Source organism: Metapseudomonas phytobenefica (assembly GCF_043392685.1).
GTDB lineage: Bacteria > Pseudomonadota > Gammaproteobacteria > Pseudomonadales > Pseudomonadaceae > Metapseudomonas.
Genome location: NZ_JBHZGM010000017.1, coordinates 12725 through 26106 on the forward strand (window position 1 = coordinate 12725; position 13382 = coordinate 26106).

12 protein-coding genes and 1 pseudogene are annotated in these 13382 nt (G+C 63.6%); 3 read left to right on the plus strand and 10 right to left on the minus strand.

Going from position 1 to position 13382, the window contains the following annotated elements; all coding sequences use genetic code 11:
• Positions 1-12: 12 nt before the first annotated feature.
• Positions 13-1527, minus strand: a complete 1515-nt coding sequence (locus ACFW0B_RS14675; protein ID WP_449149339.1) for a CoA-acylating methylmalonate-semialdehyde dehydrogenase — start codon at positions 1525-1527, stop codon at positions 13-15.
• 146 nt (positions 1528-1673) lie between these two features.
• On the opposite strand from ACFW0B_RS14675, the gene ACFW0B_RS14680 reads away from it, so the two are divergent.
• Positions 1674-2582 carry a LysR family transcriptional regulator gene (locus tag ACFW0B_RS14680; protein ID WP_449149341.1) on the plus strand — a complete coding sequence of 303 codons (909 nt, stop codon included), beginning with the start codon at positions 1674-1676 and terminating at the stop codon, positions 2580-2582.
• Between the two features lie 175 nt (positions 2583-2757).
• Here the strand turns inward: ACFW0B_RS14680 and ACFW0B_RS14685 are convergent, their stop codons facing one another.
• Positions 2758-2898, minus strand: a complete 141-nt coding sequence (locus ACFW0B_RS14685) for a hypothetical protein (protein WP_449149343.1) — start codon at positions 2896-2898, stop codon at positions 2758-2760.
• 109 nt (positions 2899-3007) lie between these two features.
• Here ACFW0B_RS14685 and ACFW0B_RS14690 point away from each other — a divergent pair.
• Positions 3008-4687: pseudogene (locus ACFW0B_RS14690) on the plus strand (T1SS-143 repeat domain-containing protein); the annotation flags it as partial.
• Between the two features lie 193 nt (positions 4688-4880).
• Here ACFW0B_RS14690 and ACFW0B_RS14695 read toward each other — a convergent pair.
• On the minus strand, positions 4881-5597 hold the full coding sequence (locus ACFW0B_RS14695; protein ID WP_449149345.1) for a response regulator transcription factor: 717 nt from the start codon (positions 5595-5597) through the stop codon (positions 4881-4883).
• Positions 5598-5973: 376 nt separating this feature from the next.
• Entirely contained in the window at positions 5974-6804 is an 831-nt protein-coding gene (locus tag ACFW0B_RS14700) for an oxidoreductase (protein WP_449149347.1), read from the minus strand.
• A 287-nt stretch (positions 6805-7091) separates the two neighbouring features.
• On the opposite strand from ACFW0B_RS14700, the gene ACFW0B_RS14705 reads away from it, so the two are divergent.
• The gene (locus ACFW0B_RS14705; RefSeq protein WP_449149349.1) at positions 7092-8030 is read left to right on the plus strand and encodes a class I SAM-dependent methyltransferase; all 939 of its coding nucleotides are present in this window, start codon (positions 7092-7094) and stop codon (positions 8028-8030) included.
• A 45-nt stretch (positions 8031-8075) separates the two neighbouring features.
• Here the strand turns inward: ACFW0B_RS14705 and ACFW0B_RS14710 are convergent, their stop codons facing one another.
• From ACFW0B_RS14710 to ACFW0B_RS14735, 6 genes are all read right to left on the minus strand, one after another.
• A complete protein-coding gene (locus ACFW0B_RS14710; protein WP_449149351.1) occupies positions 8076-8963 on the minus strand; it encodes a SphA family protein in 888 nt (295 codons plus the stop codon).
• Between the two features lie 91 nt (positions 8964-9054).
• Complete coding sequence (locus tag ACFW0B_RS14715; RefSeq protein WP_449149353.1) at positions 9055-10116, minus strand: NADH:ubiquinone reductase (Na(+)-transporting) subunit F; 1062 nt, start codon at positions 10114-10116, stop codon at positions 9055-9057.
• Between the two features lie 10 nt (positions 10117-10126).
• Entirely contained in the window at positions 10127-10486 is a 360-nt protein-coding gene (locus ACFW0B_RS14720) for a phenol hydroxylase subunit P4 (protein WP_449149355.1), read from the minus strand.
• Positions 10487-10542: 56 nt separating this feature from the next.
• Positions 10543-12069 (minus strand): aromatic/alkene/methane monooxygenase hydroxylase/oxygenase subunit alpha, encoded by a 1527-nt coding sequence (locus ACFW0B_RS14725; RefSeq protein ID WP_449149357.1) that lies wholly within the window; start codon positions 12067-12069, stop codon positions 10543-10545.
• 35 nt (positions 12070-12104) lie between these two features.
• Positions 12105-12374: an MmoB/DmpM family protein gene (locus tag ACFW0B_RS14730; protein ID WP_449149359.1), complete on the minus strand. Its 270-nt coding sequence runs from the start codon at positions 12372-12374 to the stop codon at positions 12105-12107.
• Positions 12371-13366: an aromatic/alkene monooxygenase hydroxylase subunit beta gene (locus ACFW0B_RS14735; RefSeq protein ID WP_449149361.1), complete on the minus strand. Its 996-nt coding sequence runs from the start codon at positions 13364-13366 to the stop codon at positions 12371-12373. The genes ACFW0B_RS14730 and ACFW0B_RS14735 overlap by 4 nt, the downstream gene beginning before the upstream one ends.
• Positions 13367-13382: the final 16 nt, after the last annotated feature.

Genomic DNA, 13382 nt, shown 5'->3' on the forward strand with positions numbered 1-13382 from the left:
CGGCCGCCGCCATTACTTGAGGGTGATGGTGGTGTTCAGGGCACCCGCCTCGCCGTCCTCGAACCAGCGCTCGGTGACGGTCTTGGTCTGCGTGTAGAACAGAATGACTTGCTTGCCGTAGGGGCCCAGGTCGCCCAGCTTGGAGGCGCGCGAGCCGGAGAAGCTGAACAGCGGAACCGGCACCGGGATCGGTACGTTGATGCCGACCTGGCCGACATCGATGTCTTCCTGGAAGCGACGAGCCGCCGCGCCCGAACTGGTGAACAGCGCGGTGCCATTGCCGTTGGGGTTGGCGTTGATGATGTCGATGGCTTCATCGAGGGTGGCGGCATTCATCACGCTCAGCACCGGGCCGAAGATTTCCTCTTTGTAGATGGTCATCTCAGGCGTCACGTCGGTGAAGATGGTCGGCCCAACGAAGTTGCCATTCTCGTAGCCAGGGACCACCGGGTTACGGCCATCGAGCACGAGGGTCGCGCCCTCCTCCACACCCTTGGCGATCAGGCTGGAGATGCGGTCAAGCGCAGAGCAGGAAACTACCGGGCCCACATCGGTACCCGCCTCGTGGCCAGCGTTGACCTTGAGAGTCCGGGTTTTCTCCACCAGCTCCGGCAGCCACTTCTGCGCCTCGCCCACCAGAATCACCACCGGCAAGGCCATGCAGCGCTGACCGGCCGCACCGAAGGATGCGCCCATCAGGTTATTCAGGGTCTGCTGCTTGTTGGCATCGGGCAGCACGATGCAGTGGTTCTTCGCCCCCATCATGCATTGGGCGCGTTTGCCGTTGAGGCTGGCGCGGTTGTAGACGTGGGTGCCGACCTTGGTCGAGCCCACGAACGACACGGCCTTGATGTCCGGGTGGTCGCACAGCAGGTTCACCGCATCCACACCACCATGGATGACGTTGAGCACGCCAGCCGGGATGCCGGCTTCGAGGGCCAGTTCGGCCAGGCGCATGGTCACCATCGGGTCCTGTTCGGACGGCTTGAGGACGAAGGTGTTGCCGCAAGCGATGGCCATTGGGAACATCCACAGCGGAATCATCGCCGGGAAGTTGAACGGGGTGATGCCGGCACATACGCCCAGGGGCTGCAGCAAGGTGTAGGTATCCACGCCAGTGGCCACGTTGTTGGCCAGCTCGCCCATCTGCAGGGTGCCGATGTTGGCAGCATGTTCGACCACCTCAAGGCCACGGAACACATCGCCCTCGGCATCAGGCAGGGTCTTGCCCTGCTCGGCGGTGAGGATGGCGGCCAGCTCCTTGATGTTTTCCCGGATCAGCTGCTGGTACTTGAGGAAAATGCGCGCGCGGGCGCCGATGGGGGTCTTGCGCCAGGTCTTGAAGGCCTCGCGTGCGGAGGCAACAGCGGCGTTCATTTCCTCTTCGGTGGCGAAGGGAACGCGAGCCAGCACTTCCTGAGTCGCCGGGTTGACGACATCACGCCATTGGGTGGTCTTGGATTCGACAAACTGGCCATTGATCAGCAGTTTGACGGTTGGAACGGCCGGTTGAGCTGAGGTGGTCATTGTTATTTTCTCGCCTTGGCACCAGTGGTTACGACGGAGCATCCCGAATCGGGTGCGGTTTCGGCGATCGTATCAGTGTGTTTTTGTCCATAGAACAATCCAATTTGCAGTACCATTCTGCAAATTTGCACAGATGGAGCCGCACAGTGGACTGGAACAACCTGCGTTTCTTTCTCGAAGTGGCCAGAACACGCCAATTGACGGCCGCGGCACGCTGTCTGTCGGTCGACCACACCACAGTCGCCCGGCGTATCCAGGCGCTGGAAAAGGACCTGGGTCAGCAGTTGTTCAGTCGGGGGACCACCGGCTACAGCCTGACCGAAGCCGGCCGGCGCCTGTTGCCAAAAGCCGAAGCCATGGAGAGTGCGTTTTCGGCCATCGAGAAAACCAGCGACGGCCAACAGCAGTCGATGTCGGGACAAGTGCGTATCGGTGTGCCCGAAGGTTACGGCACCGTGATGCTGGCCCCGCAGCTCGCCTCGCTGACACGGCAGCATCCCAATCTCGGTGTGGAGCTGTTGGCGGTGCCGCGCACGGTGCATTTGTCACGGCGCGAAGCCGATATCGTGATCACCCTGGAGCGGCCTGAACGCGGCCCGTACATCATCACGCGCCTGACCGACTACGTACTCAAGCTCTACGCCAGCACCGAGTACCTGGAGCAGCACACCCCGATCACCAGCCTCGATGATCTGCGTGAGCACAGCTTCGTCAGCTATATCGACGATCTGCTCTACAGTAAGGAGCTGTTTTACCTCGATGAAATTGGCAAGCCGCGCCGAGTCGCGCTGCGCAGCACCAGCATCCTGGCCCAGCAGCAAGCGGCGGCGGCAGGTGCGGGACTGGCGATCCTGCCCGCCTTCGCCGCCGCCACCGACAAAGGTCTGCAGTGCGTCCTGGGCGACCAGATCGTGTTTACCCGCACCTTCTGGATGCTGATGCCCATCGAACTCAAAGATATTGCGCGGATGAAAACCACGTGGAACTTCCTGCGCGAGCAAGCTGGCCTGCACCAGGCGCTTTTGATGGGCGGGCACGCCTCCTCCCACGCATAGGAGAACAACAATGGCCGGAGCAGGCGTCGAGGCGGCTAAAGCTTGCATGGCGCCGGCAGGCTTCTCGCTGTTCGCCGATTACTTCCTGCATCTGCAACAGGGTAGATACGCCGGGCCAGTGGGCTCAGCGCATACCCCGAAACCGGTGCGATGCGACGCCTGGCAAACTGCTTGCTCAAGCGTCCGAATTGACCTCATCCGTCCCAAGCAGCAGGACCACCAGGAGATCAGCCAGGTGCTCGACGTTACGGGTATCGCCAATGCGCTGGTTGATAACGAAACCGTCGAAGGCCATCCACAGGATATGGGCCATCATCCCGTCGCCCAACAAGGCATGGCGGTCCGCTGGGAGGCAGTCGCGAAGCAGGGCCGAGACGCGGGCTTCAGCAAGGAACAGCAAATCATTGGGTTTGCCCTGGTCCCTGGGCGCCGAGGCGCCACTGAGCTATTCCCTGGCGAGCGACACCAGCGACTTGCCGCAAACGCTGAAGTCGGGCGGCGTGACGGTGACCTACAACGTCCTCGGCAACACGCTCACCGCCTCGGCTGGCGTGACCCCCGTGTTCACCTTCAGCCTCACCGCGGCGGGCTTGTACAGCTTCACGCTGCTCAAGGCCCTGGACCATGCGGCGGGCAATGACGAGAACGACATCCCCCTCAACCTCGGCTCGCTGCTGCAGGCCACCGACGCCGACGGCGACACGGTGACGGCCGCGCCCGAGAAGCTGGTCATCACCGTCGACGACGACACGCCGACGCTCGCGTTCGGCAACCTGATCGGAACAGGTACCGTCCTTCCCCAATACGGAAACTGGAGCATGGCGGCCGGCGCCGACGGATTGGGAGCAGCGGGTCTGGATATCTCGTTGGTCAATGGTCAGTTCACCCTGATCAGGCCGGACGACACGACCACCACCGGTACCGGTACGCTCAACGATCTTTCGCCCTCACCGGATGCCAATGGCGCATACCACTTCGCAGGTAGCCTGACCGGCGACTTCGACAACGACGCGACAACGGCCGATACCACCATCGACTACACCCTGACGGCCTTTGCCAATGGCACCTATGCCCTGGATCTGGTGCAAGGCTTCAGTTCGACCGTCGTCCTCAGCAGCGCCGACGGCTCACTCGATGCAGGCGGCCCCGACCCTGTCCGCACCTTGCTGATTCCCAAGCAGGACACGCCGACCATTCCTTCGCCATCCGAGGAGATCGTGTTCTTCGGCGTGAACGCGAACACGACCGCAGACCAGGTATTGAGCGCCATCGTGCAGGGAGCGCCCGACCTCACCGAAGCGCAGATCGAAGCCGGCGGATTCTCCTTCCTCGGCACGGCGAACATGAACGTCAGCACGTCCGGCATCGGCATCGCCAACAACAACCTGGAGGGCAACGGAACGGCCGGCATCAATAGCGGCGACGAGAGTTTCGTGATCAACCCCGAGACCTTGCTGACGGCCGTGAAGGTGTTCATCGACAACTCGCTGCAGGGTTACAACCCGGCAACCGAAGAGCTGTATTACAGGGTCTTCTTCGAGGACGGCACGAGTTCGGCCCAGACGAAGGTTCTTGCCGCCGATCTCGCCTCCGAGGCTGGGGGCCAGAAGTCCTTCCTCGTCCAGTGGGATGACGTGAAGATGATCGATGCCGTTCAGCTCTCGATGGGCCTGGGCGCGATCAAGGTGCCGGTGATCCAGTTCATCAAGCAGGTCGAGAACATGGCCAACGATGTCCAGTTGGCCTTCAACGCAACACTGACGGACAAGGATGGGGACACGGCGAGCAGTACGTTCGAAGCCAAACTGTTTGCGAACGACCCGAATGACCAGCTCTTCGACTACAGGTTGGCCGGCACTATTGGCGAGCAGGATGCCTTCAACATCGATCTGTCGGCCGCCGAGAACCTGTACCGGGTCAACGGCTTCGATGTGGGGCCAGACAAGCTGATGCTCATTGGTGACCCGGGCGCCGCAATCCAATCAATCGACAACTCTGGCGCAGACAGCATCGTGACAATCGACGAGTCGGGCGCACAGACAACGACCATCACCGTGGTCGGTGTCGACCTCACGAACGCCGACATTCTCTTCGGCGGCGCCTGACAGGCACCGGCAAGGCACAGGCAGGGTGGATATCGCTTTTCATATCCACCCGCGAGGCCGTGCCGAGCCACGATGGTGAGTCGATGAAGCGCGATCCAAGCTACGGTTCCTGATGCAGACATGGCCAAAGTGAACGACCAGTCCCCCGCAAGGGAGCCTGGTCGTTTTCATCGGGAAAGCCGGACTGGAAGGCTCAGTCCATTTCTACCCAGGTGGAATCCGGTGGCTCGCCGCCGCTGGTGAGTCCGTGCTTCAGCGCGTACATCAGCAGGTCGACGCGATTGATGAGGTTCAGCTTGTGATAGATGTTGCTGAGGTGGTTGTGCACCGTGTGCTCGCTGATGCCCAGGCGCGCGGCGATGCACATGTACTTGGCGGACGGGTCGCCCACGATGGCGCCAATCAGCTCCCTTTCGCGCAGGGTCAACTGCGAGTACCGCGCGCGCTCCGGGTCTGCATTCACCCGTAACTGTCCGGCCGCGGAATACCCGGAAAGTCCGCCGGCCCATGCCCGTTCCAGCCCGATGTCGCGATGGTGGACCTTGATGATGGCACGGATGATCGACTCCGTGGGATCCTCCGCCAGCACGACGCCCCGGGCACCGGCATCGATCGCCCGGGCAATGGGAACGGCTTCGTACAACCCCCTGAGCAGCAGCACCTTCATCTCGTCTCTGCGGGTAAGCAGCGAGATGACGTCCAGCGGGTCCAGGGCATCCGGAAAGAAACTGAAGAAAATGACATTCGGGCGCAGCTGATCGGCAAGATCCAGCGCGTGGGCATAGGTACTGGCCTGGCCGCACACTTCCATCCTTGGCTTTCTGGCATTGATCAAGTCATGGAGCCCCATCAGGACGAGGGGACGACAATCGATCAGCATCACGCGTATCGGTTGGGTACGGAATTGCATTTACATACTTCGCCCCCCTGAAAGGTGGCTCGTCGTGCGGGGTTGCGCGGACGGATCGCACTCGTTGTATAGAAGGGCGATGGGGCGAATTGCCAGCAGCGCCAGACGTCACGTTGAGTTGCCAGGATAAGCGGCCATCAGGTATCCCGCCCGACGAACGGGTGTCTCGCAAGCGAAAGTTGGCACACCGAAATCCGGCGCTGGAGGCCTTGAAATGTAGGGGGCGCCACGCGCACCGACGGCTTGACGTGGAGCCGACGCCGGAGTCGGTGCGTAGCGGATCGACGCCACCTTGGCTGCCCGACCATTCCCTGCACGAAGCCCCTGAAAACCGAAGGATCTCCAGGGGCTTCGTCTTTTTTGCAGCTGGCCCGCGTCAGGCCTCGAGGTCAGTGGACAGGGACAGCGCTTTCCAGGCCGCCACTTCGCTTTCCACCAGATTGTGCTTGTCGGCGATGCGCTGCACCGCGTCGCTGCCCAGGGCGAGGCGCTGCGGCGGGTTGGCGGCGTTCGCCAGCGTCAGGATGGCGCCGGCGAACTTGCTCGGGTCGCCCGGCTGGGCATGGTTGGCGCCTTCGGCGAAGCGGCGCATGGCGCCCACGGTTACGTCGTAGTCCGCCAGCTCCAGGGCAGTCTTCACCAGGGATTGCTCATCGAGGAAGTCGGTGCGGAAGAAGCCCGGCTCGACCACCGTGACCTTCACCCCCAACGGTGCCAGCTCCTGGTGCAGCGCTTCGCTGATGCCTTCCACGGCGAACTTGGTGGAGCCATACACGCCCCAGCCGTAGTAGGACTGGTAGCCGCCCAGGGACGAGATGTTGATGACGTGGCCGGAGCGCTGGCGGCGCATGTGCGGCAGCACGGCGCGGGTGACGTTGAGCAGGCCGAAGACGTTGGTGGCGTAGATGCGCTCCACCTCCTGCGCGCTGGTTTCTTCCACCGCACCGAGGATGCCGTAGCCGGCGTTGTTGAGTAGCACATCGATGCGGCCGAAGCGCTTGATGCCCTCTGCCACCGCGTCGTGGGCCTCGCTTTCGCGGGTCACGTCCAGGCGCAAGGCCAGCAGGTTGGGATGCTTGCCCAGGCGGGCAACGACGTCTTCCGGCTTGCGGGCGGTAGCGATTACCGCATCACCAGCCTCCAGGGCCTGCGCTGCGATGAGGGCGCCGAAACCACGGGAAGCTCCAGTAATGAACCAGGTACGCATAGCAACTCTCCTGTGTGGGAGCCCGCACCGCGCGGGCTTTCTGTTCGAGTTGCGTTCACTGTATGGCGGAGCGACTCATGCGATAATCCCAATAAAATTGCATGAGCTTGTGATCTGTATTCATCAATATGACGGCCACCTCCAGGGGACCGCAGCGTGCCCTGGTCAGTGAATGCACTGCGTTGAGTGCTACCGGAACCGCTGAGCCAGGCTGATTGCCATGCCCCGGCAGTCGACGGAAGGCTCGGGTTAGAATGCCGCCCCTCGTTTCCCTCGAATCGCCCGCCATGAATCTCGACGCCATCGCCACCCTGGAACAGCAACTGACTTCCGCCCTTGGGCATGTGCCGGACGAAGTCCGCCGCCTGTTCCACGGCCGCGGCCGGCGCTTTCCCGGGCTGGAGCAGGTCACGGTCGACTGGTTGCAGGGCGTGGTGCTGGTGTCGTTGTTCCGCGAAGTCGCGGAAGACGAGCTCGCTGCGCTGCGGGCCATGCTTCTGCGACTCACCCAGTCGCCGGTCTGGCAGCGCAGCGGTGCGCGGAGTCTGTTGCTGCAGCATCGCTACCTGCTGGAAAGCACTGTGGAGCTGCTCTGGGGCGAGGCGGTGGATGAGTGCGTGGTCAACGAGGGCGGGCTGCGCTTCAAGCTGGACCTGGGCAGGAAGCAGAACAACGGCCTGTTCCTCGACATGCGTTACGGCCGCGACTGGGTTCGTGCCAATGCCCGCGGCAAACGGGTGCTCAATCTGTTCGCCTACACCTGCGGCTTCTCGGTAGCCGCCATCGAGGGCGGCGCGGAGCATGTGGTGAACCTGGACATGGCCAGTTCGGCGCTCAGCCGGGGGCGGGAGAATCACCGGCTCAATGGCCATGACCTGGGCCGGGTGAGTTTCCTCGGCCATGAGTTGTTCAAGTCCTGGGGCAAGGTGAAAAAGAGCGGCCCCTACGATCTGGTGATCATCGACCCGCCGTCCTTCCAGAAGGGCAGCTTCGCCCTGACCCGCGATTACCAGAAGATCCTGCGGCGCCTGCCGGAGCTGCTGACCGAGGATGGAGTGGTGCTGGCCTGCGTGAATGATCCTGCCATCGGTCCGGACTTCCTCGTGCAGGGTATGGCGACGGAGGCTCCGGAATTGCGCTTCGTGGAGCGGCTGGAAAATCCGCCGGAGTTTGCGGATATCGATGAGGATGCGGGGTTGAAGGCGCTGGTGTTTCGGCGCGGGTAGTTGCCGGGGCCCCTCTCCCTGAGCAGAGAGAGGGGAGAATAAGCGCTAGAACGGCACGGTGAGTTTCAGCCAGTAGGCATCGCCTTCCGCGCGGTTGCGCACCTGGGTTTCCTGTTCCCATTTGGCGGTGAGGAACCAGCCGTCCTTGTTGCTGTACATGATCGACGGGCCGATGGAGAAGGCGCGGCCCTTGTTGTCGTCGATGGTCTCGCCGTCCTGGCGGTCGTCGGTGGTCTGGCGGTAGTAGTAGCCACCCACACCCAGCACCCAGCCGTTGCCCAGGCCCCAGCCGACGGCGTAGTCGAAGTGGAATTCCTGGCCGGAGCGGTAGTCGGTGGCGGGGTTTTCCCGGTTGAAGTCGTACATCAGTTTCACGCTGGCGTTGAGCCCGGCGGGGTCGACGTAGGAGATCGCCCACACCGGTTCGACAGTCCAATAGTTGCGCCCGATGTTGGCCAGGTCGCCGCGGTCGTACTCGCCGGAGGGGGCGATGAAGTCCAGGGCGAAGATGCTGTGCAGCTTGTCGCTGTGATGAAAGCCCAATGCCGGACCGAAGATGATGTCACCCAGGCCTTTCTTGCTCTGGGACTGGCCGTTCACTTCCACCTTCAGGTCCACGAACGGGAACAGCGCGGCGAAGGCCAGGTTGCCGCCGAACAGCTGCTGCTCGCTCACCCAGATCAGGCGCGGGGCGATGACGTTGGCGCGCACGCGGAAGTCCACGGGCAGGCTGCGGCCGTCGTTGCCGCGAAGTGTGTCGGCCTCGTAGTGGGTGGAGAACACCTGGCCGTAGAAACCGGGTGGCGGCATGGCACCGGACATGTAGTTCTCGGCACCCATCGGGTAGGTGGAGCCACCGCCTTCGGAGGCATGGGCGACCTGGACGAGGGCGGCGAGGATGCAGCAGGAAAGGACACGCAGGTTGGCACTCATCGGCAATACCTTCTTGTTGTTATGGGCGTGAGCCGCCGTCCGCGCACATGGCGCGGAGCGGCGGATGAAGCAGGGTCAGATGCGCGTGGGCTCAGATTCGCTTGAACAGCGCCGAGCGGGTGCTCTCGCCGGCGCCGTCGGCGGCGGTGAGGAAGCGCTCCATGAAGATGTCGCGCTCGAACAGCCGCCCCTGCATCAGCGCGGTGATGGCAGCGTCGATCATCGGCGGCGGGCCGCAGAGGTAGGCCTTATTGCCGGAGAAACGACCATCGAAATGCTGCTTCGCCGCGTCGTGCACATAGCCCCGGAATCCGGTCCACTCGGTGTCGTCGGCGGCCTGGCTGAGAGACGGCACGTAGGTGAAGTTCTCGTGCTGCTCGGCCAGGCGCTCGAAGAGTTCGCGGTTGTACAGCTCGGCGCGGGTGCGCGCGCCCTGGAACAGCACCATGCGCCGCGTATCGCCCTGTTCCAGCAGGTCGAGGATCATCGACTGCGGGCTGGAGAGGCCCGAGCCGCCTGCGATGAAGATCAGGTCGCCGGCCTGGGACCCGCGCACGAAGAACTGGCCGTAGGGGCCGGAGAGCTCCAGCGCATCGCCCACCTTCAGTTCGCGGTGGATGAACCCTGTGGCCTGGCCTCCCTCGACCAGGCGCACGTGCAGTTCCACCTCGTCGGCACGGCTCGGCGGGTTGGCCAGGGAGAAGGCGCGGGTACCCTCGATGCCGGGGATCTGCAGGTTGATGTACTGCCCGGCCTGGAAGTCCATGGGGCGGTCCAGTTTCAGGCGCACACCCTTGATGGTGGGCGAGAGGTCGTCCAGCGCGACCACCGTCGCCTGGAAGTCCTGCACCGCGTGGCCGGCGAAGTCGGGGTCGACGTCGATGTCGGCCTCGATCACCAGGTCGCTCTGCGGGATGGCGCAGCAGGCCAGCACCTTGCCCTCGTCGCGCTCCATGTCCATCAGTGCGAAGGGCGAGGCGGCACCGACGTCCACCTCCCCTTCCAGCACCTGCAGCTTGCAGGTGGCGCAGGTGCCGTGGCCGCAGGCGAAGGGCAGCCAGACGCCCTGGCGCAGCGCGGCCTGGAGAATGGTCTGGCCCTCTTCGACGTCGATCTGTTCACCGGTGGGTTCGATAGTCACCTGGTAGCTCATGGCGACCTCCTCAGTTGAAGCTGCCGTTGAGGCCATCCAGGCCGGGAGTAGAAAGGTGCAGCAGGCTCTTGTGGCCGATGCCGTTGGCGGCGAGGCCAGCCTTCAGGTCGGGCGCGAAATCGGCGTCGTCGAGGCGCCACAGCGCCTTGGCGAAATCCACCTTCGCCGCATCCGGGTGCGAGGCGATGGAGGGCTTGACCACGTTCTCGATGAAGTCGCCGAAGGGCATGTCCGGCGGCAGCGGCAAGGTGAAGGGGGCGCAGAACATCAGGTGGCGCTCCCAGCAGAGGTACACCAGTTGCAGGCCGTTGAAGTTTTCCTGGCGGTCCAGGGATTGCGCCTGGTAGGCGCCGATGGCGGTCACGGGCATGACGCTGTCCTTCTTGTAATGGGGTGGAAGGCGGGCACGCGCTGCCCGCCGTGGACTCAGCCGGCGCTGGCAAGGTCGGCGGGCTTGTCGCCCTGCCACTCTCGCCAGCGTTGGTGTTCGGGCGAGTCCTGGTAGTCGAAGTTGTCCTGGCCGAAAGCGATGTTGTAGTAGTCGCGCACCACCGTCTCGACGTCGCCGCCGCCGCAATTGCCCTGGAGGATCTGGTGCACCGGCAGCCAGGCCTGGACGTACTTCTCCGGCTCGAACCGGAAGATGTCGCAGCAGCCGTCGGAGCAGAAATGGAAGCGCTCGCCGCCATGGATCACGCTGCGATGGCTCAGCGTCGTGTCCGCGTCCGGCTCGGTGAAGGCCAGCGGGATCTGGCAGATCTGGCAGAGCATCGGCAGCGCGTTGTTGTAGAAGCGCTCGCCACGGGCCTGCATCTCGCGCCAGTGCTCATAGCGTGGGCGGTAGATGCGGTCGAAGGTGTTCGGGTACTTGGCCGAGAGCCAGTCCAGTTCCTCGTCGCTGGGCATCCAGGTATGGAAGTTGGTGGCCTGGCTGTACTGGTAGAAGATCGACCAGGCCTGGTGGCTGATGTGTTCCTTGCCGATGGTGGTCTGCTCGACGTACTTCGGCGGACGGATGCCATAGCGCTCCAGGTCCTTGAACAACGCGCCGCCGGCCTGCTCGTAGTACACCTCCCAGGCCTCGGCCCAGGACATGACTTTGTTCGACAGCATGTAGTCCATCATCATCCCCACCAGCGTCAGCAGGCGGTAACCGCGCCAGAACCACTTGTCGATCCAGCGCTGGATGATCGGCACATTGTCTTCGTGCTGCTCCAGCAGGAACTTGATCACCTCCAGCCCCAGGGTCATGTGCCGGGCCTCGTCGGACTGCGCCGAGAAGCCGAAGGTGACGGTCGCCATGTCGCCGTTGTAGGCGGCGCCGGACATGAAGGGCACGAACAGCAGGTTGGTCAGCACGTATTCGAAGCTGAAGGAAATCGCTGTGAGGAACTCGAACGGGCCGGCGGTGCGGGCGTCCTCGAAGAACGACTTGGGCACCGAGAGGAACCACACCCGGTCGTGCATGTGGGCGAAGTCATGCAGGCCGTTGAAGTGCTTGTTGTAGTGGCTCATGGCGTGGATCTGGGTCTGCACGTGGCGCAGCTCGTCGATCGCCTGCATCTGGCAGGCGACCCGCGCCCCGGCGCCGCCAAAGTGCCGGCCGACGCGAGCGAAGCCCTGGTAGGCCTGGTACTCCAGCGGGGTCACGCCGCAGAGGAACAGCTTCAGCGCGTTGACGTAGCGCGCGTCGGACAGGTTGGTATGGCCGTTGTTCTGGGAGAAGGCGTCGAAGATGGCGTAGAGCTTCTTCTCCTTCTCGGCCTGGTATTTCCAGTAGGCATCCATGGTCAGGCGGAAGGGGTCCTCCCACTTGTCCCAGTCGGTGATCTTGATGCCCTCGAAGCGCTCAAAGGGGTAGATGTCGTCCTTGCTCTGGTAGCTCGGTTCCCAGGCCAGGTCACGGGTCAGGCAGCGGTACTTGTCTTTCTGGTTCAGGCGTTTGGCGGCCATGGCGGCTCTCCCGATTCTTGTCGTTATGGGCGGATTCAGTTCCAGTGCAGGGCGAAGCGATCTTCGTCCTCCTCAACGTTGCCGCCGAGGGTGATGACGTCGATGAGCATTTCCTGCACGTCCCATTCGCGGCCGAGCTTTTCTTCCACCGTGGCGCGGTTGATCTCCAGGCGGCCTTCGGCCTGGACGCGGATCATGGCCGGCTGGTGCTGGATCTCGGCGTGGGGGTTGTCCTCGGCAATGGCCTCGACGATGTAGCGGGCGTTGTCGTTGTCCTGGAAGGCGATGTAGACGAGGGAAGTCATTGCGCGGCTCCTGCAAGGCCGAGTTTCTTCAGGCGGGCGGCGAACTCGCCGGCCACGGTGTCGAGGGCGTTGGCGCCAGGACCGATCTCGGCGAGCGGCGCGAGGGCTTCCAGGGCGCGCGCCTGCCAGTGGCTGACCCAGCCTTCCACCAGCGCACGGTTGTCGGCGCTTTCAGCGATCGCGGTCTTCACCAGGGCATCCACCCAGCGCTGGGTTTCGGCGAACCAGAGGCGCATGAACTCGGTGAGCATCCCCACCTGGCCGGCGCCCTGTGCACACAGCTGCTCGTCGAACTTGTGGAACACCAGCGGATAGAGCAGGCCATCACTGACCAGGTTCTGCGCCAGGGTCAGCTCGAACCAGTCGCGCACCACCAGGCTGTCTTCCACGTAGCGGCGCAGGCCTTGCCAGGCCGGGTCATCCAGCCACTGGCGCTTGGCTTCGGCGAGCAGGTCGGTGCCGCCGTCGTCGAGCATCAGGCCGATGCGCGACAGGTACTGGGCGATGCCGAGGCGGTCCATGGCGTGGAACATGTGCAGTTGGGTCAGGCTGGTAGCGACGCCGTCGGCGGCGATGCCGCTGTTGTTCATGTTGGCGCCGAGCTCGGCATGGCGCAGGGGCAGCAGCAGGCGAGCGATCTGCTCGCGGCTGCTGGCATCGAGGCCGGCCAGCAGGTTGCGCTTCTCGCAGAAGGCGTAATCGTGCTCGGCGTTCTCCTGCATCCTGGCGCGGGTCTGCACGTAGGCGCCGTAGTAGAACTGGCGCGGGTCGCTGACGGCGTACCAGTCGGCCATGCGCACGGCGGTGCGGGTGGCGTCGTTGAGCAGCTTGTCCGGCTGCCACAGCGGGCGGTAGTGGAAGTTGGTGGCGGCCTCGATGTCGAAGCTGGCCTCCTGGTAACGGCTGGCAGGCTTGTCGCCGAAACGTCGGCGGATGTGGCTGAAGGTCTGGCGGATCGGCTCGGCCGTCGCCGTCTTGATCTCGATACTCATGCAAGGCGTCCTGTAC